This window comes from Epibacterium ulvae (assembly GCF_018678075.1).
Taxonomy (GTDB): domain Bacteria; phylum Pseudomonadota; class Alphaproteobacteria; order Rhodobacterales; family Rhodobacteraceae; genus Epibacterium; species Epibacterium ulvae_A.
On the sequence record NZ_JAHHIR010000050.1, the window covers coordinates 39189 to 65617 of the forward strand.

The 26429-nt window shown below is 57.3% G+C and carries 25 protein-coding genes and 3 pseudogenes; 12 read left to right on the forward strand and 16 right to left on the reverse strand.

Annotation, left to right across the window (positions count from 1 at the left end; translation table 11 throughout):
* Positions 1-25: 25 nt before the first annotated feature.
* From KMP13_RS13130 to KMP13_RS13150, 5 genes are all read left to right on the forward strand, one after another.
* A complete protein-coding gene (locus tag KMP13_RS13130; RefSeq protein WP_215266300.1) occupies positions 26-952 on the forward strand; it encodes a LysR family transcriptional regulator in 927 nt (308 codons plus the stop codon).
* A gap of 70 nt (positions 953-1022) precedes the next feature.
* Positions 1023-1376 carry a response regulator gene (locus KMP13_RS13135; RefSeq protein ID WP_215266301.1) on the forward strand — a complete coding sequence of 118 codons (354 nt, stop codon included), beginning with the start codon at positions 1023-1025 and terminating at the stop codon, positions 1374-1376.
* A gap of 165 nt (positions 1377-1541) precedes the next feature.
* Positions 1542-2075 carry a response regulator gene (locus tag KMP13_RS13140; RefSeq protein ID WP_215266302.1) on the forward strand — a complete coding sequence of 178 codons (534 nt, stop codon included), beginning with the start codon at positions 1542-1544 and terminating at the stop codon, positions 2073-2075.
* Entirely contained in the window at positions 2072-2938 is an 867-nt protein-coding gene (locus tag KMP13_RS13145) for a phosphate/phosphite/phosphonate ABC transporter substrate-binding protein (protein WP_215266303.1), read from the forward strand. The genes KMP13_RS13140 and KMP13_RS13145 overlap by 4 nt, the downstream gene beginning before the upstream one ends.
* A 20-nt stretch (positions 2939-2958) precedes the next feature.
* Entirely contained in the window at positions 2959-4914 is a 1956-nt protein-coding gene (locus KMP13_RS13150) for an ATP-binding protein (RefSeq protein WP_215266304.1), read from the forward strand.
* 53 nt (positions 4915-4967) lie between these two features.
* On the opposite strand, the gene KMP13_RS13155 is transcribed toward KMP13_RS13150, so the two are convergent.
* The 4 genes from KMP13_RS13155 to KMP13_RS13170 are packed head-to-tail and all read right to left on the reverse strand — an operon-like array spanning position 4968 to position 9292.
* Positions 4968-6275 carry a TRAP transporter large permease gene (locus KMP13_RS13155; RefSeq protein WP_215266305.1) on the reverse strand — a complete coding sequence of 436 codons (1308 nt, stop codon included), beginning with the start codon at positions 6273-6275 and terminating at the stop codon, positions 4968-4970.
* Entirely contained in the window at positions 6272-6985 is a 714-nt protein-coding gene (locus KMP13_RS13160) for a TRAP transporter small permease (RefSeq protein WP_215266306.1), read from the reverse strand. The genes KMP13_RS13155 and KMP13_RS13160 overlap by 4 nt, the downstream gene beginning before the upstream one ends.
* 57 nt (positions 6986-7042) lie before the next feature.
* Positions 7043-8008 carry a TRAP transporter substrate-binding protein gene (locus KMP13_RS13165; RefSeq protein WP_215266307.1) on the reverse strand — a complete coding sequence of 322 codons (966 nt, stop codon included), beginning with the start codon at positions 8006-8008 and terminating at the stop codon, positions 7043-7045.
* A 33-nt stretch (positions 8009-8041) separates the two neighbouring features.
* Positions 8042-9292 (reverse strand): NAD(P)/FAD-dependent oxidoreductase, encoded by a 1251-nt coding sequence (locus KMP13_RS13170; protein ID WP_215266308.1) that lies wholly within the window; start codon positions 9290-9292, stop codon positions 8042-8044.
* Between the two features lie 101 nt (positions 9293-9393).
* Between KMP13_RS13170 and KMP13_RS13175 the strand changes: the two genes are divergently transcribed.
* The gene (locus KMP13_RS13175) at positions 9394-10302 is read left to right on the forward strand and encodes a LysR family transcriptional regulator (RefSeq protein ID WP_215266309.1); all 909 of its coding nucleotides are present in this window, start codon (positions 9394-9396) and stop codon (positions 10300-10302) included.
* Positions 10303-10330: 28 nt separating this feature from the next.
* Here the strand turns inward: KMP13_RS13175 and KMP13_RS13180 are convergent, their stop codons facing one another.
* Positions 10331-10975, reverse strand: coding sequence for a GlxA family transcriptional regulator (locus KMP13_RS13180; RefSeq protein WP_215266310.1), 645 nt, complete (start codon positions 10973-10975; stop codon positions 10331-10333).
* A gap of 179 nt (positions 10976-11154) precedes the next feature.
* Here KMP13_RS13180 and KMP13_RS13185 point away from each other — a divergent pair, with 179 nt between their 5' ends.
* From KMP13_RS13185 to arsJ, 3 genes are read left to right on the forward strand one after another with little or no spacing between them, the layout of a single operon-like run.
* Positions 11155-11994 (forward strand): helix-turn-helix domain-containing protein, encoded by an 840-nt coding sequence (locus KMP13_RS13185; protein ID WP_215266311.1) that lies wholly within the window; start codon positions 11155-11157, stop codon positions 11992-11994.
* 5 nt (positions 11995-11999) lie between these two features.
* The gene (locus tag KMP13_RS13190; protein WP_215266312.1) at positions 12000-12998 is read left to right on the forward strand and encodes an ArsJ-associated glyceraldehyde-3-phosphate dehydrogenase; all 999 of its coding nucleotides are present in this window, start codon (positions 12000-12002) and stop codon (positions 12996-12998) included.
* Positions 12995-14287 (forward strand): organoarsenical effux MFS transporter ArsJ, encoded by a 1293-nt coding sequence (gene arsJ, locus KMP13_RS13195; protein ID WP_215266313.1) that lies wholly within the window; start codon positions 12995-12997, stop codon positions 14285-14287. Before KMP13_RS13190 ends, arsJ begins: the two co-directional genes overlap by 4 nt.
* Before the next feature lie 99 nt (positions 14288-14386).
* On the opposite strand, the gene KMP13_RS13200 is transcribed toward arsJ, so the two are convergent.
* From KMP13_RS13200 to KMP13_RS20540, 7 genes are all read right to left on the reverse strand, one after another.
* Positions 14387-15181 carry an IclR family transcriptional regulator gene (locus tag KMP13_RS13200; protein WP_215266314.1) on the reverse strand — a complete coding sequence of 265 codons (795 nt, stop codon included), beginning with the start codon at positions 15179-15181 and terminating at the stop codon, positions 14387-14389.
* Between the two features lie 194 nt (positions 15182-15375).
* Complete coding sequence (locus KMP13_RS13205) at positions 15376-16035, reverse strand: ABC transporter ATP-binding protein (RefSeq protein WP_215266315.1); 660 nt, start codon at positions 16033-16035, stop codon at positions 15376-15378.
* A 3-nt stretch (positions 16036-16038) separates the two neighbouring features.
* The gene (locus tag KMP13_RS13210; RefSeq protein WP_215266316.1) at positions 16039-16839 is read right to left on the reverse strand and encodes an ABC transporter ATP-binding protein; all 801 of its coding nucleotides are present in this window, start codon (positions 16837-16839) and stop codon (positions 16039-16041) included.
* Complete coding sequence (locus KMP13_RS13215; RefSeq protein ID WP_215266317.1) at positions 16836-17798, reverse strand: branched-chain amino acid ABC transporter permease; 963 nt, start codon at positions 17796-17798, stop codon at positions 16836-16838. The genes KMP13_RS13210 and KMP13_RS13215 overlap by 4 nt, the downstream gene beginning before the upstream one ends.
* Positions 17798-18694 (reverse strand): branched-chain amino acid ABC transporter permease, encoded by an 897-nt coding sequence (locus KMP13_RS13220; RefSeq protein ID WP_215266318.1) that lies wholly within the window; start codon positions 18692-18694, stop codon positions 17798-17800. The genes KMP13_RS13215 and KMP13_RS13220 overlap by 1 nt, the downstream gene beginning before the upstream one ends.
* A gap of 84 nt (positions 18695-18778) precedes the next feature.
* Positions 18779-20092 carry an ABC transporter substrate-binding protein gene (locus KMP13_RS13225; protein ID WP_215266319.1) on the reverse strand — a complete coding sequence of 438 codons (1314 nt, stop codon included), beginning with the start codon at positions 20090-20092 and terminating at the stop codon, positions 18779-18781.
* Between the two features lie 684 nt (positions 20093-20776).
* Positions 20777-20965: a hypothetical protein gene (locus tag KMP13_RS20540; RefSeq protein ID WP_251363845.1), complete on the reverse strand. Its 189-nt coding sequence runs from the start codon at positions 20963-20965 to the stop codon at positions 20777-20779.
* Between the two features lie 84 nt (positions 20966-21049).
* Here KMP13_RS20540 and KMP13_RS20820 point away from each other — a divergent pair, with 84 nt between their 5' ends.
* Positions 21050-21874, forward strand: coding sequence for a transposase (locus tag KMP13_RS20820; RefSeq protein ID WP_353055714.1), 825 nt, complete (start codon positions 21050-21052; stop codon positions 21872-21874).
* A gap of 9 nt (positions 21875-21883) precedes the next feature.
* Here the strand turns inward: KMP13_RS20820 and KMP13_RS20550 are convergent.
* Positions 21884-22132, reverse strand: a pseudogene (locus KMP13_RS20550) (IS110-like element ISMmg1 family transposase); the annotation flags it as partial.
* 150 nt (positions 22133-22282) lie between these two features.
* On the opposite strand from KMP13_RS20550, the pseudogene KMP13_RS20825 reads away from it, so the two are divergent.
* Positions 22283-22583: pseudogene (locus tag KMP13_RS20825) on the forward strand (integrase core domain-containing protein); the annotation flags it as partial.
* Between the two features lie 252 nt (positions 22584-22835).
* On the opposite strand, the gene KMP13_RS13245 reads toward KMP13_RS20825, so the two are convergent.
* Genes KMP13_RS13245 through alr form a run of 3 tightly spaced genes read right to left on the reverse strand, consistent with a single transcriptional unit; the run spans position 22836 to position 25407 of the window.
* Positions 22836-23582, reverse strand: a complete 747-nt coding sequence (locus tag KMP13_RS13245) for an ABC transporter ATP-binding protein (protein ID WP_215266321.1) — start codon at positions 23580-23582, stop codon at positions 22836-22838.
* A complete protein-coding gene (locus tag KMP13_RS13250) occupies positions 23579-24361 on the reverse strand; it encodes an MlaE family ABC transporter permease (protein ID WP_215266322.1) in 783 nt (260 codons plus the stop codon). The genes KMP13_RS13245 and KMP13_RS13250 overlap by 4 nt, the downstream gene beginning before the upstream one ends.
* Before the next feature lie 8 nt (positions 24362-24369).
* Positions 24370-25407, reverse strand: coding sequence for an alanine racemase (alr, locus tag KMP13_RS13255; protein WP_215266323.1), 1038 nt, complete (start codon positions 25405-25407; stop codon positions 24370-24372).
* 263 nt (positions 25408-25670) lie between these two features.
* Between alr and KMP13_RS13260 the strand changes: the two are divergent.
* Positions 25671-26429, forward strand: a pseudogene (locus KMP13_RS13260) (tyrosine-type recombinase/integrase); the annotation flags it as partial.

Consider the following 26429-nt stretch of genomic DNA (forward strand, 5'->3'; position numbering starts at 1 on the left):
TCAAAAAGAGAATGGAACATTACATATGTCGCTTCATCTGGTGCCCCGTCAGCTGCGTTATGTCTTGGCGGTCGCGGAACATGGCTCGGTTCAGGGGGCCTCACGCGCACTTGGCATTGCGGCCTCGGCCATTGATCGCCAGATCAAATCCATCGAGGAGGCCAGCCAGTCGCCACTGTTTGAACGCTTGCCGCGCGGAATGAAACCCACCGCCGCTGGGGAGGCCGTGATTGTCATGGCCCGACGCTGGCAGGCGGATGCGGAACGTTTGGAAGGTGGGTTGAAAGAGATGCGCGGCCAGGAACATGGCACCGTGCGCTTGGCGGCGATGGACAGCCTGGCCAATGGCATCCTGCCCGAGTTGGTCGCGTGGATCCAAACGGAACACCCCAGGATCCATCTGGACATCGATATCATGACCCCGGCCCAAGCTGGGCAGGCGCTGGATGTGGGGACCGTCGATCTGGTCTTGGCGTTCAACCTGCCCAATGGGCGCTTTCAACACCGCATATGGGAGCGGGAGCTGCCCTTTGGATGCGTGGTACGCCCGTCGCACGCCTTGGCTGCGCGTTCACCTGTGACCTTGGCCATGTTGTCGGGGGTGGCAACCGCCTCTCAAAGCGCGCTGTTGCCAATCCGCAAATATCTGGACAGCCGCCACGGTTGGCTGTTTGCGGAAAATGCACCGGTTCTGGTGACCAATTCCTTACAGCTGTTGAAGCAATCGGTGCTGGCTGGCGACGTAGCGATTTTAACCTCTCAACTGGATGTCTTGCCCGAGCTGGAGGCCGGGGTCTTGGCTTTCCTGCCCCTGGATGAGGCAAGCCTGCGACCGCAGAACATTGTGCTGTCTGTCGACACGCGCCGCCCGCTGGTTCGCGCAACGCGGGTTGTTGCGGATCGGCTGAGCACGGTTCTGCCGGAGCGTCTGGACAAGCTGCGCAGCGACTAATGCGCTACCGTGCTTTATAAAGATATTAGGAAGTCCGCATTAGCGTAACTCCGAGATTTGTGGAGGTACCATGGCCCATATTTTGATTGTAGACGATGAACCCTTGCTGCGTGAAGAACTTCAAGAATCCCTCGAGCTGGAAGACTATGAGGTTTCGACCGCGGAATCTGGGCCAGACGCGCTAGAGTTGTGTGATGTTATGGCGTTCGATGTTGTCGTGACGGATCTAAAGATGCCCAAAATGGGGGGATTGGAGCTGATCCGGAAACTAAAGGAAACGGGCTTTGGTGGGCAGCTTATCGTGGTCAGCGGGCACGGCGCTGAAAGCAATCGAGCGGACGCAATGGCCAGCGGTGCCGTTGCGTGTTTTGCGAAACCACTTGATATTGAAGAGTTAATTGAAAAACTGGACGCAATTCTTTAACAGTCGACGCCCCAGTTTTCGCCATCCCTCCTTGGATTAGGCCGCAATATCCTTTGGAATAGGCGGCCAAAACGCTTTGGGATATGACTCTGGATTAGGGTTTGTTGCCGCGCATCTCTATCCGCCATTGTGACCTCACAAATTTGGTTATGAGGAGTGCGTTCAATGGCTGATATTTCCACAAAAGATTGCAAAGCAAACCTAACCGTTCTGCTGGTCGACGATGACAAGGAAGCACTGGAAGAGCTTCAGGATATTGTTGAGCTGGAAGGTTGGACTGCAATTATCGCGGGCAATGTTGATATGGCGCTGGAGGTGCTGGAATGGTACCCCTACATCGGCGTCGTGGTAACTGATGTTCACTTCATCGACCAGTCCGGCGACACGTCCAGCGGCTTCCAGCTGGTCTCTCGTGCCCAGGCTCGGTTCCCAGATCGCGACCTGTCCTACATTGTGACCAGCGGCGATCCCTGGGCCTTTAACGGCTCGGCGCAGGCGGGGGCGGTTGATTTCCTCAGCAAACCCTTGGAGCCGGATGCGTTGATCGACTCGATCAAGGCTTTTGCCGGCAAGGGCGCGGCACTGACGGACAATCCCGACCGTGATGACAATCTGCTGGAGAAGGTCCAGCAAACCGCGCAGACCCTGCATGACAAAACCACCCAGATCGAGGGTGTGGTGACGGGAGCAGTGGTATGAAGCGCCTTGTTCTTGCCGCGTTCTGCGCTGGTGTCACATGCGCCCCGGCTGCTCAGGCCACAACGGCCGATGCCCCGTCATCGGATGTTTTGACATTTGGCATCGTGCCGCAACAATCTGCCAGCCGTTTGGCCCGAATGTGGGGCCCGTTGTTGGCAGAGCTGAGCACACGAACCGGGGTCACATTCCGGTTCAGAACCACCAAAGACATCCCGTCGTTTGAGGCCTGCCTGGCCGCGGGCGCCTATGACATGGCTTATATGAACCCGATGCACTACACGATTTTTGCCGAAGAAAGCGCCTATCGTGCGGTAGCGCGCCAGTCCCATAAACGGTTGAAAGGGGTCATCGTCGCGCGCAAAGGGGCGGATCTGGATGCGTTGGAGGTCTTGGATGGATCCCAGATCGCCTTCCCATCGCCCGGTGCCTTTGGCGCCAGTATCCTGACCCGCGCGACGCTCAGCGATCGCGATATCGCGTTCGAACCGGCCTATGTTAAATCCCATGACAGTGTCTATCGCGCGGTGGCGGCGGGGCTGATGCCTGCGGGCGGCGGGGTCACGCGGACCTTTAACGCGGTAGACCCGGAAATCCGCGCGCAGTTGGAGGTGGTTTACGAAACCGAGGGCTTCACCCCGCATGCCATTGCCGTCCATGACGGCGTAGGCGCAACATTCTCAACCGAAATCCAAGACGCCTTGATGGCGATTGCCGCGGAAAAACCTGAGCTGGTCAAAGGGGTCGGCATGAAAGGGTTTGAGGCCGCCCATGATGCGGATTGGGACGATGTACGTGCCCTCGAAATGACCCGCGAAGAGACCGGGATTTCACAAGCGGGGGATGCTGTATGTCCTTCCGATTGAAAACTATTTTAGGGATTGCCATGATCGAATTGACGGTCATGGCGCTGTTGATTGCGATCAACCAATTTGCGCTGGGCGGATCTGCGACGGCGCAGCTGTATCAACGTGCTGAATCCACCGCGCGGGTGTTTTCAAATGCGGTGTCTGATGCGGTGATCGCAACGGATCTTGCGACGCTGGATGCGACGATTGAAACTGCGCTTGGCAGTGAAGAGCTCACCTATCTGCGGGTGCGGAGCCCCGACGGGATTGTCTTGTCCGAAGGCGGTGCCGCTGATGCCCTGGCCGTGCCATTTCAACGTGACGCATCATTTGACACGGCTCGCACGGATCATGTGATCGACATCGACCTGGCGATCACAGTCGAAGGCACGACCTTTGGCGTTATTGAATTGGGCCTGTCCACGCTTGCCGTCGAGGAAGAGATCGCAGCCGCCTTGCGCTGGAACGTGATTGTGGCGATGATCGGAATGTCGCTGGTTGCGGTCTTTGGCTACGGGCTCGGCTCTATCCTGACCCATCAGTTGAGCGGGCTGCGCCAGGGCGCGCGCGAGATTGCGACGGGAAATCTGGAGTGTCAGATCCGGGTGCGTGGTGGTGACGAGCTGGCGGATACCGCGCTGTGTTTCAATGAAATGGCCCGCACCCTGTCACAGGATCGCGCGGTTCTGCAGAGCCAACGCAATACGCTCCTGGCCAAGAAAGAACGGGTCGGGGTGATTGTCGACTGTATGCGGCAGATCTCGAAAAACGAAGACGGGGTAACGGTGCCGGACACGGATCGCAGCGATGAAATCGGCGATATGGCACGCGCAACTGTGGTCTTCCAAAATGCGATGCAAGCGGTCGAACAGGCGCGTCATGAACAACAGCGTCTGATCTCCGCTTTTGATCAGTTGGATGAACAGGTGGCGATTTTTGGCACCACAGGCGAGGTCTTGTTCCTGAACCGAGCCTTCCGGGCCTTTAACCAGCCCATCCTGGAAACATTGCCCGAAGACTTCACGTTGGAGCTTTTCTTGCAGGCAGGCTGTGCAGCGGATGCCTTCCCGGACGCTGGCACCAATCAAGCGGTCTGGATCAAAGATCAGCTCGCCCGAGAACACGGCACGCCGCAAGAGATCAAGCGCGCACCGGATCGGATCCTGCTGACCGTGCAAACGGATGTCGATGGCGTCGGCGTGGTCTGGTCCGCACAAGACGTGACAGAGCTGCGCCACAACGAACACCAACTGATCCAAGCGTCAAAAATGGCAACACTGGGTGAGATGGCGACGGGCATCGCACATGAGTTGAATCAGCCCTTGGGCGTGATCCGCATGGCCGCATCAAACTGTGTGAAACGGATCGAAAAGGACAAATTCGACGCGGAGTATTTCAAGGCCAAATTGCTCAGGATGGGAGAGCAGACAGAACGCGCCTCCCAAATCATCAACCACATGAGGGTCTTTGGGCGCAAAGCGGAAGGCACGATGGAGCCCTTTGATCTGCGGGCATCGCTTACCGAAATGGTGACATTGGCGCGGGCCCAGCTGCAGACACTGGATGTCTCGCTCAAACTGTCGCTACCAGAGGCGGGGGATGGCACTGTGATGGGTGAAAAGGTGATTTTTGAGCAGGTGCTATTAAACCTCTTTAGCAATGCACGCGACGCGATTGACGCTCAGGAGGGGCGCGGTGGCACGGTTCAGGTCGAGGCTAAGTTCGACACGCCGGACGGTCATGTTCTGCGCATCATGGACAGCGGCGGCGGCATTCCGGATAGTGTCTTGGACAAACTGTTTGAGCCGTTTTTCACCACCAAGGAGCCGGGCAAAGGCACCGGGCTGGGCCTGTCGATCAGCTTTGGCACGATCCGCGATATGGGCGGCTTGATTACTGCTCATAACGCAGGGGAGGGTGCGTGTTTCACAATCACCTTGCCTGCAGCACAGGTTGCGTTGGGGGATGAGACGCCCGCCATTGCGGCAGAATGAGACATGGGGGCCAATTGGCCCCCACGACGTTTTAAGACCGCCAGACCGCCACGCTATCCCTGCGGACGGACGCTGTTTGGCAGCCATGTCGCAAGTTCCGGCCAGGCCACCAGGATCACCACCATCAGCAGCATCAGCCCCACCATAGGAATGGCGGTTTTTGCGATGTAGGAAATCTCGTGCCGGGTCATGCCTTGCAGCACAAAGAGGTTGAACCCAATAGGCGGCGTGACCTGCGCGGTTTCAATCACCACCACCAGGAAAATCCCAAACCAAATCACATCAATCCCGGCGGTCCGGATCATCGGCTCCACAATCGCCATGGTCAGGACAACCGAGGACAGACCGTCCATGAACATGCCGAGAATAAGGTAGAAGACGGTGAGCACCGCAATCAGCGCAACCGGTGACAGGTTGTAGCTTTCGATCAAAGTGGCCATCGCGCGCGGTAGGCCGGTAAAGCCCATCGACAGCGACAGGAACTCAGCCCCCATCAGGATCAAGGCGATCATCGCAGATGTCTTGGTCGCGCCCATCAAGCTGACAGAGAAGGATTTCCAGTTCAGCGAACCTTGCAACAGCGACAGCCCCAATGCGCCCAGAACGCCAACAGCGGCGGCTTCGGTTGCGGTGGCAAGGCCCATGTACATCGACCCGATCACCACAAAGACCAGCCCCAAAACGGGCACCAGAAACCGGCTTTCGGAGAGCATCGCGCCAAAGGACATGCGCGGTTCCGGGGCCGGACGCGCGCCTTTGCCAAAGTAGTGCCACCCAATGATGTACGTGGCAAACAACCCAGCCAGCACGAGGCCAGGCAGAACGCCGGCCATGAACAGTTTGGTGATGCTTTCGTTCACCGTCACGCCGTAAACGATCAACGTAAGCGACGGCGGGATCATTAGGCCCAGTGTCGCGGCACCGGCCAATGTGCCAATGATCATATATTCCGGATAGCCGCGTTCGCGCAGGGCCGGGATCGACATTTTGCCCACCATATTGAGCGTTGCAGCAGAAGAGCCAGAAACCGCAGCAAAAATGGTGCAGCCGGCGATATTGGTGTGCAGCAGGCCTCCGGGTAGGAACCGCATCCACGGTGCAAGGCCGCGAAACAGATCTTCGGAGAGACGGGTGCGATAGAGGATCTCTCCCATCCAGATAAACAGCGGCAGCGCGGTCAGGGTCCAGGACGAAGCTCCAGACCATATTGTGGTGACCATGGCGTCGCCCGCGGGGCGGGAGGTGAACAGCTCCATCCCTACCCAGGCGACGCCCATCAACGCCATGCCGATCCACACCGAACCGCCCAACAGGGCAAAGAGTGTGAAGATAAAGATTGCAGTTGCATAAAGCTCGGTCATTCGACGCCTTCCTGCTGGATGTGGACTTCGCAGGTTGCAAGAAGGCGGGTCAGATGGTCCCAGACGGCAACAGCCAGCAAAACGGTGCCGATTGACATCGGAATTTGCGGCAGCCAGATCGGCGTGTAGACCCAATCCGATCCGCTCTCAGCCCAGAGCCTCCCCCAGTTCCACGGCCAGGTGCCAAACATAGAGACGGACGTCAGCAGCCATTCCGGCACAAAATCCTGCCCCTGGGTGCGGTCGTTGATCAGTTCCGACAGGAAATTGGTCTTAATCGCGTAGCGGGCAAAATACGTGGCGACACAGGCGGACAACAACATGGCCACCGCATCCAGCCAGAACCGGTGGCCGTTTTTGCCATTCAACAAGATCGACACACGAATATGCGCCCCTTGGGTCAAAGCATAGGCCAGCGCAAAGAACGAGGTCGCAGCCATCGCATAGCCGGAATATTCGGTGGATCCCGGAAAGGTGAGCGAGGACCAGCGCGCCACCATTTGTGCAACGATCAGCAGCAAAATACTGACCATGAAAAAGGACGCCACGACGCCAGCCGCCACATAGACCTTGTCGAGGACGCGCCAGATTGGACGCAACAGCCCCACCATCATCGGACCTTGAAACAGGCACAATGCGGCGAGGCAGGTTGGAAAAACAAACAGCCAGACCCACAATGGTAGGCCCAGCACAAGATGCCAGTCTCGCATGATATTCTCCGCAAAAAGGTCCTGCACCTTGGGCAGCGCAGGACCAAAAGGATGAGGTTACTTGGCGGCGAATGCGTCCAGAATGGCCTGTCCGTCGTCACCAACGGTTTCAAGCCATTCGGCGGTCATTTTGGCACCGATGGTTTCCAGCTCCGCCTTGAAGCCGTCTTCTGCGTCTTCCACGGTCATGCCATTGGCTTCTAGCTGTTCGAAATACCAATTGGCAAGCTCTTCCGATTTGGCAAGGCAGGCGGCGCCCGTTTCATCTGCGGCCTTTTGCAGACCGGCTTTGGCAGCGTCGTCCAGCCCGTCCCAGATGCCTTTGTTGACCATCACATAGTTGCGCGGCAGCCAGGCGTTGACCTTGTAGTAATGGGTCAGATGTTCCCAAACCTTGCGGTCATATCCGGTTGACCCGGATGAGATAAAGGCCTCCGCCACGCCGGTTGCCAGCGCCTGGCTCAACTCGGCCGCCTCAATCTGCACGGGGATCATGCCCAGCTGTTCGGCAAAGGTCGCCGTAGCGGTGTTGTAGGAGCGGAATTTTATGCCTTGGGTGTCGTCAGATGAGCCCACTTCTTTTTTGAAATAAAACCCCTGGCCCGGCCATGGGCAGGAATAGAGCGTGACTAGGTTTTGTTCGGCCAGCACTTCGTTGACGGGACCTTTGGCGGCCTGCCACAGGGCTTCGTTGTCGGCATAGGTCGTGGCGACAAAGGGCAGGTTGTCCCAGCCCAGAATGGGGGACTCGTTGGCGTGGGCCGACATGAAACGCTCACCGATTGGGACCTGACCTGTCTGCAAAGCGCGCTTTATCTCAGCGCCGCCATAGAGCGAGCCGCCCGGATGCACAGTGATGTCCACGGCGCCATCGGTGTAGTCGCGGACCTTATCGGCAAAAGCCACGGCCATTTCGGAATGGTAATTGCTGGCGGAATAGGCGGTGGGCATGTCCCATTTTTCGGCGATGGCAGATGTCGCGCCGAGCGCGAGCAGTAAGCTGACGGTTGATACGGATTTCATTGGTGGCACTCCTGTTGGTTTTATCGGTTTTTCTTATGCACGCTTGGTAAAGCGCATTGGGTCAAAGGGGCTGAGGTCCGCATTTGGCGTATCCCCTCCGATCAAATCAGCTATGAGGCGACCTGTTTTCGGGCCACCGGTCAAGCCGATATGATGATGTCCAAAGGCCGTAAAAACGCCAGAGCCGCGAATTTCACCAACCAGTGGGAGACTGTCTGTGGGGGCAGGGCGGAAGCCCAGCCATTCTTTTTCGGACTCTGCAGTGAGGCCGGGAAACATCCGACGGACGCTTTTGCGCAGCAGATCCAGAGGGGCACGGGATTTCGTCTCGCTCAAGCCGCCAAACTCCACAACGCCCGCACAGCGCAGACCGGCTGCCATGGGGGTGGCGACAAATTTCCCTTCAGCCAGCATCATCGGGGCATTGGGCGTCTGGCTCGGGCCTTTGAACAGGATGTGATAACCGCGCTCGGCTTCTAGCGGCACCTGCACACCCAGTTTTTGCATCAATGGCTTCGACCAAACCCCCGCCGCCAGAACTGTATGGGTGCAGGGAAAGGCGCCCTGATCGGTCTCAACCGCTGTGATCTTGTCGCCGGTATAGGTGAAATCCTTCACCTCGGCCTGAACGCGTTTTCCGCCCATCTCTTCAAAGACCTGCACCAGATCCTGCACATAGTTGGCAGGATCCGTCACATAGCCGTGGTCTTTGTTCACAGCCAGAAGCCCCGCGTCCTGGCCGAGGATGGGTTCGCGGGCGCGCACCTCTGCGCCTTCGACAATCTCGGGCTCAAACCCTGCGTCGCGGCGCAGATCCCAGGCAAATCGGTCGGCCTCAAAGGCGGCGCGGTCGCGGTACACATAGCTGTAGTCGCTGGTTTTGACCCATTTCGCGGCTGGCGTTCCTGCGGACAGGGCGAGGTGCTGATCCACGCTGTCGCCCAGAAGCGCGTTCAAACCGTGGGAGATCCGGGTCGTGTCCTTTGCATTGGCATTTGCCATGTAACGCGCGAGCCAGGGCAGAAGGCGCGGCAGGTGGCGCCAGCGCATGAACAGTGGAAAATTCCGGTTCAACAGATATCCCGGTGCTTTGGCCATCAGACCCGGACCGGTGACCGGAACCACAGAACAGCGCGCCAGGATACCGCCATTGCCAAAGGACGCGCCGTGGCCGGGCGTGTTCTTGTCGATCAATGTCACGTCCAGCCCTTTGCGCCGCAGCCACAGCGCGCTTGCTGCACCCACGATCCCGGCACCAATGACGACCACAGAAGGCTTGTTCATATTCGCTCCACACATTCGACTGCGGCTAGAGTGGAGAGCGCTTGGCATCATTTCAAATACAAAAATTTGCCAAAGACATCACGAAAAATTATAAAACCGCCATGAAGCCCAGATTTCGTCAGCTCCAAGCCTTTCACGCCATTATGGATAGCGGCACTGTGACCGGTGCCGCTGAAAAACTGGGCATTTCCCAGCCCGGAATTTCCAATCTCCTGTCTCAATTGGAAGCCAGCAGCGCCATCAAACTGTTTGAACGGCTGCATGGGCGTCTGATCCCAACGCCCGAGGCGGATATTCTGTTTGAGGAAGTCGACACTTTGGTGCGGGGTTTGGAACGCACAAGTCAGACGCTGAATGATTTGCAAAGCAACCGGTTGGGACAGTTGCAGGTGGCCTCGCAGCATTCGATCTCATTTGGGTTCATGCCGCGCCTGATCGCTGAATTTGCAGCCGAACGGCCTGACGTGACGATTTCGTTCCAGTCGCAGTATTCCGGCAAGGTTCAGGAATGGGTTGCTGCGGGATTGTTTGAAATCGGGATCTGCGAAGCACCGCTGTTTCACGAAAACCTCGACGCTGTTTTGTTGCAGTTTGAGACCTACATCGCCGTGCCCAATGGGCATCCGTTGGCACAGCACGAGGTGCTGACGCCACGGTTGCTACGCGACACCCCTTTTGTTGTGATGGGACCGCAACATCCGACGCAGCGACGCCTGCGGCAGGCCTTTGATGACGCGGGCATCCCGCTCAGGGCGCGGGTGCATTCGCATTTGTTCAAGAACCTTCTGAGTTTTGTAAAGCAAGGCATGGGGGTCGCGCTGGTGGATCAATTCGCCTCCGAAGATGATCAGGAGCTTGGCGTGACTATGTGCAGGTTTGCGCCCCAGATTCCGATGGAGATGGCCGTGGTGACCTCAAAATCCCGGCAAATGTCGCGGGTGGGGCAAGATTTCCATGATCTGCTGATCAAGACGTTGCGCGCGCGTGCGACCGCAGCACCGTCACGCTAAGGGTTGGCGACCTGCGGCAGGGTGCGGGTCATTTGCCACGGGTTTCCCGGATCGAGACGCCGAATTCCGCACGAAAGGAACGTGATAGGGAAACACCGGAAGAGAACCCACAGCGCAATGCAATCTGTTCCTGGCTCAGCTGCGTATCCTCGGCCAGTGTGCGGGCGCGTTTCAGGCGAAACAGGTGGCAATACTTCCCCGGTGTCAGCCCCAATTCAGCCTGAAACAGCCCGTTTAACGACCGCTCCGACAGCGACGACCGCGCGGCCAATTCAAACGTGGTGAGCGGCTGTTCGATATCTTCCGCCATGACATCCAGTGCGGCCAGCAATTTGGCAGAGCCTTGCTCGCGCAGTCGTACCGCGCCGCGGCCGATCTCGCTCTGCCGCTCTGGGTCGTAGATGAACATGGTGGAGGCATCAAAGGCTGCGGCCGCACCAAAATGGCCCTGGATGAGGGACAGGATCATATCTAAGGCCGTGCTTGCCCCGCCGCATATCATGAACCGGCCAGAGCGGAAAAAGCGGGCTGTTGTCACCTCGACCTCGGCAAACGTGTCCAACTCCTGCCAATGGAGCGTTGCCTTGTGCCCGTCCAACAGACCAGCGGAGGCGAGCACCCACGTGGCGGCGTCAATCGCCAGCATCATCGTGGCCTTTCGCTTCGCCTCCATCGCAGTGCACGTTGCGAAAGCGTGATCCACGTTCCTTCAGCGCTCCAAGTGCCAAATTCATTTTCGACGTCTGCACCGCGCCGGTCGACGGGGAGCATTTCGATCGAGGTCGGAGGCGGTAGGGCGCCCGTTACAAAACTTTCACTTTTAAATCCCCATAATTCATATATTCATGAATTATGGAACAATATGTCTCAAATCGCCTGTCTACACTCGGCCACCCGCAACGGTTGGCTCTGTTTCGCCTGTTGATGCGTCGCTATCCGGATCGCGTGCCCGCGACCGAATTGGCGCAGGCGCTTGGGTTGAAACCAAACACGCTGTCGACCTATGTGAATGCGCTCAAACAGTCCGGTTTGATTGCGCAAGAACGGGTCGGAACCTCGCTGCGCTATAGCATCGACATGGATGCCGCGCGCGAAACCTTTGACTACCTTCTGCACGACTGTTGCAGAGGACGTCCCGAAATTTGTGCCCCCTTTATCAACCCCGCCTCAAATGGAGAAATTCCAATGAACAGCGGTATGTACAATGTTCTTTTCATCTGCACCGGTAACTCTGCGCGCTCAATCTTTGCAGAAACGATCCTGCGTGACCTCGCAGGTGATCGTTTTGTCGCCTATTCGGCCGGCACCCAGCCCCGCTCGGAACTGAACCCGTTTGCGATCGAAGTTCTGCAGCAAAAGGGCCACGATGTCGCGGCGCTGCGGTCCAAAAACGTGTCCGAATTCCAAGGCGTGGATGTGCCGGAATTTGATTTCGTCTTTACCGTATGTAATCAGGCCGCAAACGAAGATTGCCCCTCCTGGCATGGTCAGCCGATCAGCGCTCATTGGGGCCTGCCTGATCCGGTCAAAGTCGAAGGGTCCGACGCCGAAAAGAGCCTGGCGTTTCAACAAACCTACGGCGCTTTGCGCAACCGGATGATCGCCTTTACTGCCCTGCCACTTACATCGCTCGACCGTCTGTCCCTGCAAAAAGCAGTCGATGAAATCGGTCAATCCAGCGAAGAAGGATAATTTAAATGACTGTTTATGCTCTCAACGGCCTTGGCCGTATCGGCAAGCTCGCCCTAAAACCACTGCTGGCCCAAGGGGCCAAGATCGCATGGATCAACGACGCGGTGGGTGACCCTGAGATGCACGCGCATCTGCTGGAATTTGACACGATCCACGGGCGTTGGGACGCTGATTTCTCTTTTGAAAGCGACAGCGTCACCATCGACGGCGTTCAGCTACCGTTCATCGGCACACGTGACATTTCCGAGCTGCCGCTGGAGGGTGTGGATGTTGTCATCGACTGTACCGGTGTTTTCAAAACCGAAACCAAGATCCAGCCTTACTTTGACGCAGGTGCCAAAAAAGTGGTGGTCTCTGCGCCGGTCAAAGACGGGGAAACCGCCAATATCGTCATTGGCGTCAACCAAGAAACCTATGAGCCCGCGCGCCACAATATCGTCACGGCAGCAAGCTGCACAACCAACTGCCTTGCGCCGGTTGTGAAGGTGATCCACGAAAACCTGAAGATCAAACATGGCTCCATCACAACGATCCATGATGTGACCAACACACAGACCATCGTGGACCGTCCGGCCAAAGATCTGCGCCGCGCGCGCTCGGCTCTGAACTCCCTGATCCCCACCACAACTGGCAGCGCGACAGCGATCACTTTGATCTACCCCGAGCTCAAAGGCCGTCTGAATGGTCACGCGGTGCGGGTTCCCTTGCTGAATGCCTCGCTGACCGACTGTGTGTTTGAGGTCGAACGCGAGACCACCGCCGAAGAAGTCAACGCCATGTTCAAAGAAGCCTCTGAAGGGGCGTTGAAAAATATCCTGGGCTATGAGGAACGCCCGCTGGTCTCCACGGATTACACCAATGATCAGCGTTCCGGCATTGTGGATGCGCCATCGACCATGGTTGTGAACGGCACCCAGGTCAAAGTCTATGCGTGGTATGACAATGAAATGGGCTATGCGCACCGTCTGGTCGACGTCGCCCTTATGGTCGGAGCCTCCCTATGACGGATCAGGCAACGCGGCCTGAAGGCATGTCAGCCTATATTGCTGTCACCGCTGCCTATTGGGCCTTTATGCTGACAGATGGTGCGCTGCGCATGCTGGTGCTGTTGCACTTTCACACCTTGGGCTTTTCCCCGGTGCAGCTGGCCTATCTGTTCGTGCTGTATGAAATTGCCGGGGTCATCACCAATCTTTGTGCCGGTTGGATTGCTGCGCGGTTTGGTCTGACGTCGACGCTTTATGCGGGGCTGGGTCTGCAGGTTGTGGCGCTTTTGGCGTTGGCGCAGCTTGATCCCAGCTGGACGGTCACTGTCTCAGTCCTGTTTGTGATGCTGGTACAAGGCGCAAGCGGAGTGGCCAAGGATCTGGCAAAGATGTCGTCCAAGTCGGCCGTCAAACTGCTGGCACCATCAGAGGACGCAGGCCTTTTCCGTTGGGTGGCCATCCTGACCGGCTCCAAAAACATGGTAAAAGGGCTCGGCTTCCTGTTGGGGGCCGCTCTACTTGCGCTGTTCGGCTTTGTCTGGGCGGTGCTTGGCATGGCGGCGATCCTGGGTGTGATCCTGCTGGCGGTGCTTTTTGCGATGCCTCCGGGTCTGCCCAAGGGGCGCAAAGGGGCCAAGTTCTCTGAGGTCTTTTCCAAGTCCGCAAATGTGAACTGGCTGAGCGCCGCGCGGGTGTTCTTGTTCGGCGCGCGCGACATCTGGTTTGTTGTTGGTATCCCGATCTATTTCTACGCGGTGCTGTCTGATGGCACCGAGGAAGGCAACCGGGGCGCGTTCTTTCTGATCGGCACCTTTATGGCGGTTTGGGTGATTCTGTATGGGTTGGTCCAGGCCAATGCACCCCGCATTTTGCGGGCCAAGGACCGGACGGACGACGCGTTGATTTCGGTGGCACGTGGATGGGCCTGGGCCTTGGCTGTGGTGCCGGCTGTACTGACTGCTGCCGCTTTGGTCGCAGGCGCGCCACATCTGTGGCTGACAGTCAGCGTGGTGGTTGGTTTGTTGGCGTTTGGTGCAATCTTTGCGGTCAACTCGTCACTGCACTCCTACCTGATCCTGTCTTTTACGCAGGCGGAACGGGTGACGATGGATGTGGGCTTTTACTATATGGCGAATGCGGCAGGGCGTCTGGTTGGCACCTTGCTGTCCGGTCTGACCTATCAGATCGGCGGTCTGCCCCTGATGCTGGGCGTTGCGGCTGTCATGGTTGCGACCTCGGCTCTGGCGGTTGGGTATCTGAAACCGGGACCCAACGGCGCAGATAAATCCCAGCCAACACAGGCCTGATATGATTGATGGAAAGCCTGCGATCACCGCGCAGGCTTTCCATCGCGCGCCATCGAACTGGCACCGGACGCAGAGCCTTTGCCGGTTTAATACGTGCTCTCAGGCGATCATACGGCTTGCACGGGACAGCTGAGAGGCCAGCGCCTTTAGCGCCTCAATTGCTTCGGCTTCGGTGTTTTCTGACATGTCTTCTTCGTAGAGCGTCACAGAGACAGCCATGTTCGACGGCCCGGAAGACGAAGAAATCGCCGCGCCAAAGGAAACCATTGAAGGGCGCAGGCCCTTGCTTTCTTGCGCATATCCGGCCTGGCGGGCGTCGTCCAAAATACCCAGTAGCTGCCCACGATACTTGGGTTGTGACTTGGTAAGCTGTGGCAGGTCTTCGGACGGGTAGAGGGCGCAAACCTCTTCATTGCTGAGATCGGCCAGCATCGCGCGGCCCGAAGCAATACAGCAAGCAGGCACCCGCGTGCCGGTGCGAAACGTATATCCAACTGGATGCGGAGAATTGCGAACTGCAACAAAATAGGCCTCAGCGTTTTCCCGTACGGTCAGCGTGACCCCATTGCTGCATAGGATTTCTGACCGAGCACACAGGCGGTAGAACTCTTCGACGATGTCGTATTCGGCGATTTTCGAGCTGGCCAGATCTAGGATCCGATGGGTCAGCCCAAAAGTTCCGTCGCTCGCTTTTTCAAAATATCCTTCCGAGACCAGCGTCGCGCAGATGGCATGTGCAGAGCTGAGCGGCAAGCCCACTTCGGCTACGATCTTGGACAGGTTTGGTGCCTCAACACTGGTAGCCACAAACTCCAGAACCTTGAGACCGCGGACCAGTGCGGGGACGTTTTTCTTTGTCGCAGGCGCAGTTTGGTTTGGAGACGTTACGTTCAAAATGTCACCGAAATTCTTTCAATATATCGAAGGTCAATACCATAGGGCTGTCGTGGCCAGAAGTGTCAAGCTATTCGGTGGACTCGGGCGCGAATTGTTGCTCCAATAATGTACCCAATTCCAGCCATTTCATCGCTTTGCGGGCCCCTTTCAACCGGAAGGGGATTTTAGCCACGTGAAATCCATGCGTTAGATCAGGTCAAGTTTTCGGATGTCGCAACCCTTATCTGGCCGCGTTCAATTGTGTAGACCTTGTCCACTAGACGTTGGGAGTGTGTGTAATCCGACTCAGAGATCAACACGGCAAGGTTCTCCGCTTTCAGATCCGACACGACTTCCATCAGTCGCTGTGCGAGGGCGGGGGCGACACCTTCAAAAGGTTCATCCAGCAACAACAGTTGACTGCCCGCAACCAAGGAACGCGCCAAAGCCACCAATTTTTGCTGCCCGCCGGACAGTGTCATAGCGCGTCGATCGGCAAAGCGGCCGATTTCAGGCATCAGCTCGTAAACCCATTTCACCCGTTTGCGGTCGCGTTCTTTGGTAGCCCACAAGGGCACCATGATGTTCTCTTCGACTGTGAAATGCGGGACCAAACGGCGGTCTTCAGGCAGGTAGCCGATGCCCAGGCCGGATCTTTCGTGCGCCTTGGCATGTGTCAAATCCTGACCGTTGAACCGGATTGCATCGCCGGTCACCGGTAAAGCCCCCATTATGGCACGCATCAAGGTTGTTTTCCCCGCGCCGTTGCGTCCGATCAGCCCACAAGTTTGCCCCGCATCCAGATAGAGGTCTACCGATTTCAAAATCGGCGTGCGCTGAATGGAAACGCTGATGTCTGTGATGGTCAACATGAGTCAGCCCTTTGCCTGTTCACGGATATCGGCGACATCCGGCGTTGCTTTGCGGTGGAATTCGCTGCCGATGACAAATTCCCGGACCTTGGCGTCATCAAGCACGCCTGCGGTGTCGCCATCGGCCAGGATTGTTCCTTCGTAAAAAGCGATGCAACGGGGTGCGAATGCCTCGATCAGTTCCATGTCATGTTCGATGAACAAGACGGCAGTGTCTGTGGCTTGCAAGGCGTCGATCAACGTCGCCATAAAGCTCATCTTTTCCTCGGCGCTGACCCCGCTGGTGGGTTCATCCAGAAACAACAGGCTCGGCTCTGGTACTGTAGCCATGGCGATGTCGACCAGCTTGCGTACGCCCTGCGCGAGGGTGGTGATCAGCTTGTCCGCATGTTCTTCGATTTTGAACCGCGCTAGGATCTGCATCGCCTTGTCGGTCAATGCCTCATCCACAGCAGGGGTCAGCCATCCTTTTCTTCCGCGATTTGCGATGGTGAGTGCGATCAAGAGATTGTCCAGAACGGTCAGCTCTGGAAACAGCTGCGGAATTTGAAAGGACCGGCAAATCCCCATTTGCGTGATTTCCCGCGTTGGCAGGCCCGCAATGTCTTTCCCTTGAAACAGGATCTCACCGGATGACGGCGTCAGATAGCCGGTGACCATGTTTACAAAAGTCGTCTTGCCTGCGCCATTGGAACCGATCACGCCAATGACTTCGGCCGCATCGATGCTAATGTTGATATTATGCGCGGCGACAACGGCATCGAAGGTTTTTTCCAACCCTTTCGTTTCAAGAATAACGCTCATGCGGCTGGCTCCTTTGAGGATAGGCGTTTGACGAAGCGTTCAAACAGCGACCACAATCCTTTGGGCAAAAAGACAATCGTCAGCAGCATCACGATGCCCAGGATCATTTGCCAGGTATTAGGTGAGATTTCGACGGCATATACCCGCAATACCTCAAGGATCAAAGTTCCGACCAAGGGAGCGAACACATTTCCGGTTCCGGCCAAAATCACGATAAAGACGAACTGACCAGAGGTGGTCCAATTGGCCATCTCGGGCGTGACATGTCCCAACGCCATGGACCACAGCACGCCGCCAATCGCCGAAATGGTAGCCGCGATCATGTACAGGACGTGGACGGAAACATGCGCCGAAGCCCCCAGATACTCGACCCTCAGTTCATTTTCGCGAATGGCCTCGATGATTTTTCCGATGGGTCCGCGCAAGAACCGGTTGATCAAAATGGCGCAGGCCAGGGTCAAAATTGCGGTCAGGATGAACAAGACCGTGCTCCCGGTCTCACCCTCAGGGTGCCAGCCCAGATAGCTTGCCTGCGGTAGGTTGAACCCATCGGTGCTGCCAAGCTCATGCGAGCTGGACAAAAGCGCAAACAGGATCATGGAGACCGCAAGTGTCAGCATCGCAAAGAAAATCTCGCGATAGCGGCGCAACAGGAAACCCAGAATTCCAGACACAGCTACGGTCACCACGATTGCGATGACTAGGATCACGAAGATATCGGAGATGTTCCAAAACTTGCTCGCCATGCCAGCGGTGTAGCCGCCAATGCAGAAATAGAGCCCCTGACCAAAGGAGACCAAACCCGCCCGCATCTGGATCATCACGGCCAAAGCCACGAGCCCCATGCCCATCGAGACCTGGACATAATTCACAAGCCAGGTCGGCAGGGCAAACAGAAGGATGATGAGAACAGGCAAAGCATAAAGCAGCGACCATTCTGTCTTGTCGAAGAACTTCATTAGATTTTTCTGCCTTCAGCCAGAGCAAAGAGACCATATGGTTTGATGGCCAAGACCATTGCCATCACCAGATAGATCGAGAACATTTCGATAGGCGGGTACAGGTGGACCGACAGAGCACGTGCGAAGCCCACGATCACGGCACCAATCATGGCGCCCCCCACGCTGCCCATGCCGCCGATGACAATCACTGCAAAGGCCATGACGATAACTTCTGCCCCAATGCCGGGCACCACACTGATTTCAGGTGCGGTCAATGCCCCGCCAAGCGCACCAAGCGTCGTGCCGATGACAAAGGTGACCGTGAAAAACAGGGTCACGTTGATGCCCAATGCGGCGCTGACCTCGCGGTCATGGATCACCACCAGCAACAGTTTGCCCGCACGGGTGCGGTTCAATCCCCAATACAGGCCCGCGCCGACGGCCAGCGCGATACCGATGATCAAGAACTTGTAGATAGTGTAGGGAATGCCCGCGACATCGATGGTCCCCAGCCAATAGGCTGGTTGATAGGCAACGTAGGATTCCGTGCCCCAGATCAATTTGGTCGCATCCTCCAAGATCAAGAAGACCGCATAGGTGACCAGCACCATCAGGACTTCTTCGTGGCCATACATGAACCGCAGCAAGCCCCGTTCCACCAAGAGCCCGGTCAGCGTGCCCACGATGATCGCGGCGAGCGGAATGATCAGATAGGTGAGGGCAATCGTATTGCCGGTCTGCGTATAAAGCCCCACAGCCCAGGCCGCCGAATAGGCACCAAGCGCATAAAAGCCGCCGTGGCTGATGTTCAAGATCCGCATGACACCGTAAATCAATGTCAGGCCGACCGATGATAGAAACAGCCAAGCCGCAAAGCCAAACCCATCCAGAATGATGGCAACCGTCGTGGTCATACCAATGTCTCCAAAGTAGCGAAGTGGCAGGCGAAGGCGCGCCTTTGCCTGCCGGACCCAATCGGGCGTTTCATGCGTTGTCGGTTATTCGCAATCAGCGCCGACAAATCCGCCCTTGATCCACTCTTGCGAGGTCAGATCGGCGGGGGGGTTAATGCATTCAGCCTTGTAGGTCACAATGTTCTCAACGGTGCCGAGGCCGGTTTCCGTGTCGAATTTATAGGTGCCATAGGCAGAGCCCGTGATCGCCTGATGACCATCCGCCAACGCCATATCAACGATGCCACCGGGACCCTCATAGGACAGGCCTTTCAGGTTGGCGATGATCGCCTCTTCGGTGCCAACGCCGGCCTTGTCCGCGGCGGCTTTCATGCCCAGAACGGCATTTGCCATCTGGTAGGCCGGGTGCACAGGGTAGACGCCGTAACGGTCATAGTAGGCCTGGCGGAACCAATCGTTGAGCTCTGATTGCGGAGCGTAGATGCTGTAAGATCCGCGCGCGCCAATAATTGTCCCATCCGGGATCTGACGGCCCAGACGGTGAATAGCCGTGTCAGAGGAGGTCAGCACCATTTGGGTGCGACCGAACAGGCCACGCCCGGCGCCTTGGATGACCAAGGCTTCCAAATCGCCCCCCCAGAAACTGGAGTGCACCACATCTGCGCGCGCCGTCAGCAGGGCCGAAATCTCGGCACCATATTGGCCGGCAAAAATCTTGGGGAATTGCTCGTTTGCGATTTCAACGTCTTCTTTGAGGACCTGGATCGAGGCGGAGAAGTCGCGCCAAGAGTCAAACCCCCAAGAGTAGTTCTGGTTGATGCCCGCAATATCGCTCAGCTTTTCAACGACTTCCGGCGTGTGCTCGACAACGTAACGTGCGGCGGCCACGTTATCCATTGTCGCATGGCTTGCCGCGCGGAACAGGTATTTCGGCTCGGTGACGATCTCTTCAAAGATCTGCGACGTGCCGCAGGCGGACAAAACAGTGAGCGTTTCCAGCTTTTCCACTTCGGGCGCAATGGCCACGCAGCTGCCAGAGGAGTTGTAGCCAACGATGCCGTCTACTTCGTCTTTCTGGACGAGTTTTTGATAATCCGCGACGACGTTCTTGGACGCTTCATCCGCGAACAATGGCTCAACCAACGTGCCGGCAAAACCAATTGTGTCATATGGCGCGGGCAGGGTGCCCTTGTTGATCGCGTCCACAATCAGCTCTGCAGCATTGCGCGACGGCACACCAAATGGGCCAGACGCACCGCCCGACAGGAAGCTTACCACGCCAAGTTTAAAGGCAGGTGCATCCTGGGCCAAAAGCGTTGTCGGAGCGAGCGCCAGCGCCAGCGCCAGCGTCGATGCAAGCGGGCGACTGGCTGTGCCAAGGTGAGAGACTTTGGTCATTTCTGTTTTCCCTGTTGTTGTTTTTGAAATCTCGGGTGATATTTTCGATATAGAGAAGTGAATTCGTTATTTGGAAGTTCGAGAATTGAGGGTAAGTTTGTCAATATAAATGCTGGAATTTGCCCGACAAAATTCTGTGAGGAGATCAAAGGTGCGGGGAAAGTAGTCGTTTGCGGCGGTTTGATAGGCATGACGAAGGCGGTTGGCCGTACTCCCCTGGTTCGGCACATTGGAAGATTGCCACACGTAGAGGCCCGATGACCTTCTGCAGGCTGTCAAAACCTATGCCAAGCAAAGAGAATGCTACACGCGCGGCAAGGTCTACTTCTCAGACAACTGGTTCAAGATGCGCTGAAAAGAGAAGGGCCTTGCCCAGATACAGACGGAGCGCGAGAAAGCGGGAGAGGCCGAAGCCAAAGGGAGTGTCAGCCTCACCGAGTGGGTCCACGGGCGTCATCCCCTGTGTCGTCACTTAACCAACCGGCAGGTCGAGGACTTAATTGCATCGGAGCAGGTGACACCTGAGCAAATTTGAGCCGCGGGGCTGCAGGCATGAGTGCGCCTCGGTTGTTCCGTCATGACGTAAAAGGAGTCGCATCATGGACCTCGCAGCACGAATGGCCGAGCAGATCCGCGAGGCACTTCGCCGAACGCGTAGGGCGCGCGGCTGGACCCAAAGCGATATCAGCGGCGCACGAATTTGCACGTTGCGACGATCTCGTCGCCGGAGAGTAGCGACACAGGAACCAAGCTCGCCACTGTGCTCGCCGTCATGGCGGCTTTGAGGTCATTCTGGTGAATGCCCGCTGCACTAAAAACGTTCACGAGCGGAAGACGGATGTCAGCGATGCCAGCAAGTTGCGTCAGTTGCATTCATATGGACTTTTGCGTGGTAGCTTCAGGCCATCTGCTCAAATAACCACGTTGCGTGCGTATCTGCGACAGCGTGAACGGGGGGTGGAATATGCGGCGGCTCATTTCCAGCACGTGCAGAAAGGACTGAAGGAGATGAACCTCCAACGACATCATGTGGTCTCTGATATCACTGGCGTGACAGGGATGAAGATCCTCCCTGCCATCGTCGACGGCGAGCGGGATTTGGATGTGTTGGCATCTCATCGTGATGTGCGTTGCAAAGCATCAATCGAGACCATCAAAGCCTCGCTCAATGAGAATGATCGCCCTCTTGAGGCGACGTTGAGGGCACTCGGTTCAGATAACGAATACGATCCCAGTCAGTTGCCACGTCCACGCACAAAGACCAAGCAGGTGAGCACGCCGTCATTTGGTGTCCGGGCCGCGCTGTTTGGTGTCCTCGGCGTTGATCTGACTGAGATCCATGGGATGGGGCCTTCACTATCGCTCAAACTGGTCGGGGAATGTGGGACTGACCTGCGCGCGTGGCCGAGCGCCAAACACTCCACGCCGTGGCTCTATCTTGCACCTGGCAACAAGATCTCCGGCGGCAAAGTGCTGTCTTCTCGGACGCGACGGTCATCAAGTCGCGCCGCTGCCCTCTTACGATTAGCTGCTTTTACACTCGGGCGCAGCGATACCGCTCTAGGAGCTTTCTACCGCCGATTAGCAGCACGAGCGGGCAAGGCCAAAGCCGTCGCCGCGTCAGCGCGCAAGATTGCTGTCCTGTTCTACAACACCCTCAGATACGGCATGACATACAAAGACCCCGGCGCATCCCATTATGAGGAGCGGTACCTCAACCGCGTACTCGGCAACCTCAAACGCCGCGCCAAGGCATTCGGCTATGGGTTGCAAAATGTCTGACGACGGACAGACGTAGGGCCGGACATAAAGCGGCGACATCAGTCGAGGCTCATGACCGTGTTGAAGGCAACAACGACCAATGTGATGCGCGCCGCCGCAAGCCTCCATCGCAACAATGCAGGGATCCAAACCTTCCAGAAAGTCCAGCAACCGGTGCCGTTGAAGGCGCTTGCGGTACACGACCGCGCCTGTTGCGTCCAATCCCGCAAGGCTGCAAACGGTCTTGCCCAGATCAATGCCCAATACTTCGACATCCATCAGAATGCTCCTATCTCTCCACCGATGCCCGCAACAATAGCTGCGGTTTGGCAGGAAGGCAGTTCATACCATTGGCTCAGTTCTTCATATTCCGTCTCTAATGCTTGGGACCGATCCTACTCAAAAGTGGAGGAGTAATAAGGTCTCAGGTCGCAATACCAGTCTATCAAGTATACCGAACTGCTGGCAGAAGCAGGCATCGATCCATCTGTGGGAAGCGTCGGCGTTTCATATGACTGCTCTGGCTGAAAGCATCATCGGACTGTTCAAGACCGAGGTTATCAACTTCCTCGATCCGTGGAAGTCTGTCAGCCAGGTTTGATGGGAAACGCCGAAATGGGTGAATTGATACAACACCGAACGCCTGCACAGCGCCATCGGATACATCACGCCAAAAAGGAAAGAGGAGGCATTCTTCGTAGACTTGAGCATCGCTGAAAAAGCGGCCTAACTATTGAACCGGAAGCTCTCCGGTAAACCCGGAGCAGTTCCTTGATTCCAAGGCTAGATGTGATGCCCCGTCAGCAAGCCAGTTCTCATATTCTACAAGCATTTCAACTATTTGAGATTGTGAGTATTCATCAACGTTAGACGAGTAGGATATGATCCTGTGCATTAGGCGAGTGTTCAGATGCTCAGCGCTGTAACTATGCTCAAGCTTTCTAATATGTAATTCCATCAAAACCTCTCAATAGAAATAGAGTCACCGCACCGCTTCAATCGGCCCCTCAGCACTTCCTGAGATGAACTGCTCCACATACGGATCCCCTGACGCGTCCATTTCCGCCACAGGGCCGGTCCAGCGGATTTTGCCGCCGTGGAGCATGGCGACGTTGTCAGCGATGGCGCGGACCGAGGTCATGTCGTGGGTGATGGTCATGGCTGTGGCGCCCATCTCAACTACGATTTCGCGGATCAGGTCATTGATGACGCCAGACATGATGGGGTCGAGGCCGGTGGTGGGCTCGTCGAAAAAGATGATCTCGGGATCGGCGGCGATGGCACGCGCAAGGCCGACGCGTTTTTGCATACCGCCGGAGAGTTCAGCCGGGAAACGGTCAGCGACGTCCGCTTTCAGACCCACGCGGCGGAGTTTTTCGATGGCGATCTCGCGGGCTTCGTCGCGCGGGCGGGCGAGGGAGCCGCGCAGCAGGCGGAAGGCGACGTTTTGCCAGACGGGGAGCGAGTCAAACAGGGCCGCACCTTGGAACAACATGCCAAAGCGGGCGAGGAAAGCGTCGCGGTCGGCTTTGGTCACGTCTTGGCCGTCGACCAGGATCTTGCCGCTGTCAGGGGTGATCAGGCCAAGCACGCATTTCAGCGACACGGATTTCCCGGTGCCGGATCCGCCGATGATCACCATGGAGGTTCCGCGGGTGATCTCAAGATCAAAGCCGCGCAGGACTTGGTTGTCGCCAAAGGTTTTGTGGACGTTTTCCAGACGGATCATAGCGAGAAGAACATCCCAGTGAGAACGAAATTGGCGGCGAGGATGAGGACGGCGGCTGCCTCGACCGAGGATTTTGTGGCGCGTCCCACGCCCTGGGCGCCGCGGCCCGATTGCATGCCGTAATAACAGCCCATGAGCGCCGCGATCACGCCAAAGGCCGCGCCTTTTGTGAGCGACGACACGATGTCCAGCCACTCTAGGAAATCGACAGTGTTTTTGAGATAGGCAGCGGGGTTGAAGCCGAGGTTCTGGGTTGCCACGATATAGCCGCCCATGATGCCGATGATGTCACCAACGCCCACCAGCAGCGGCACAGTCAAGAGCGCCGCCAGCACGCGGGGCGCGACCAGGTATTTCATCGGATGGGTGGAGAGGGTCACCAGCGCGTCGATCTGCTCGGTCACCTTCATCGTGGCGATTTCGGCTGCAATCGAAGACGTCACCCGCGCGGCGATCATCAGGCCAGCAAGTACGGGGCCAAGTTCGCGCACCATGCCGATTGCCACGATTTGGGGCACCACGGCTTCGGCATTAAAACGCGCGCCGCCGGAATAGATCTGCAGGGCCAGCGCACCGCCGGTGAACACAGCCGTCAGTCCAACAACCGGCAGTGACAGCCAGCCGACTTGTAACAAGGCCAGCAGAAACTCACGTGGGTAAAACGGTGGGCGCATCATGTGGCCGAAGCTGGAGGCGGCAAAGATCGAGATCCGCCCGGTCGAGGCCAGCGTCTGCAACACCGCGCGACCCAGGCGCGCCAGAAGGACAACAGGGGACATGGAACGGATCAGCCTTTGTAGGTACGGGCGTAACGGTGGCCGAGCGAGGTCAGGATCTCATACCCGATAGTGCCAGCCGCATTGGCGACAACATCCACGGTCTGTGCCTCGTTGATCAGCGACAGGCTGGCGGGGACTTCGGCAATATCCGTCACATCCACGGTGATCAGATCCATTGAGACGCGGCCGACAACGGGGCAGGGCGTGGCCTCGGCATAGACCTGAATGCCACCGATGCCCATCGCGCGGATCAGACCATCGGCATAGCCGGCCGCGACCGTGGCAATACGGCTGGGGCGTTGGGCGGTCCAGGTGTTGCCATAACCCACCGTTTCACCCGGGGAGAGATCGCGCATCTGGATAACGGGCAGGTCAAGATGCACAACCGGCATCGCCTGCGTAAAGGGCAGACCGCCATAAAGGCCAATGCCCGGACGGCAGAGATCAAAGTGGTAGTCAGGACCCAAGAGCAGCCCGCCGGTCGCCGCAAGAGAGCGCGGCACTTCGATGCCATCGGTCATGTCGCGGAAAGACTGGAGTTGGTGGGCGTTCATCCCATGCGACGGCTCATCGGCGCAGGCCAGATGCGACATTAGCAAAACGGGCCCCTGGCCCAAAGCAATATCGCGCACGGCCGCCCATTCGGCGGGCTCCATGCCCAGGCGATTCATGCCGGTATCCAGCTGCACGCCAAAGGGGTGACCGGGAAGGCGTTCAAAGTGGCGCAGCATCTGGTCGAGCGAATTCAGCATCGGGGTCAGCTGAAATTCCTGCAACAGTTTGGTGTCGCTCTCCATATGGCCGGAAAATACCGAAATGCCGGGGCCAGCACCCAAGGCACGGCGCAAAACCACGCCTTCCTCGGCCGCTGCCACAAAGAAATTGCGCGCACCACCTGCGGCCAGCGCCTTACCCGCTCGGGCCGCATCCAGCCCGTAGCCATTCGCCTTGACCACCGCTGCGGTCTCGCAGTTGGTCTTTGCATCCAGGGACCGCCAGTTGGTGACCAACGCGTCCAGATCAATTGTCAGTTTCGCCGTACTCATGGCGTTGTTCATGACATCTGCGCAGGGCAGGTCAAGTGGGAAAGTCCCGCACCTGCGGGTTGCGCGGGGATTTGTGTGGAGGGGAGGCGGGGAGAGTGCGGAAGAAAACGGGTTTAGCGCGTTCCAGCCCAAGGACGAAGCCGCTCTCGCGGCACTGGCGCTTGTAGTTGGCGTTGTGAGTGATACCAGATCTGGCCGCGTTTTGAGAGTTGGCTGACCTGTCTGACGATTGAGGTTTCTCAATCTGATGACAGGAGGTTCCCATGACGGAAGAGAAGATGAGCCCGCTGCGTGCGCGGATGATGGAGGATATGCGCATCAGAGGAATGGGTGACAAGGCCCAGAAGTCTCATATCAGGGCAATCAAAGATTTTGCCGCGTTCCTCGAGCATTCGCCGGACACCGCTACGCCCAAGGAGCTGCGTGCTTATCAGCTTCACGTGACAGACACCGGCGTCACGGCATCAACCTTCAACACGCGGATCGTGGCGCTGCGGTTCTTTTTTGGCATCACCTGCGGGCGCAAGGACATGAAGCGCTTCATGCAGTTCAAGGCCCAGCCCAAGAAGCTGCCAATGGTGTTCAGCGTGCAGGAGGTGTCGGACCTGCTCATGGCGACGCCGGGACCTGGGCTGAAGTATCGGGCCGCCCTCAGCATCTCTTATGGTATTGGCCTGCGCGCATCCGAAGTTTGCAACCTCAAGATCAGCGAAATCGACAGTGATCGGATGCTGATCCACGTCGACCAAGGCAAGGGCGGCAAGGATCGCAAGGTGATTTTGTCACCGGGTCTGCTCGGCCTTTTGCGGGAATATTGGAAGGAAGCACGCCCGGAAGGCTGGCTGTTCCCCGGCAAACCAAAAGATCAACCCGATCTCGTCGCGTCAATTGAACCGGGCGTTCACCTCGGCCAAACATATGGTCGGGATCAGCAAACCGGCGCCCCTGCACACATTGCGGCACAGCTTTGCCACGCATCTGCTGGAGGCCAACACCGATGTTCGGGTGATCCAGGTGCTCTT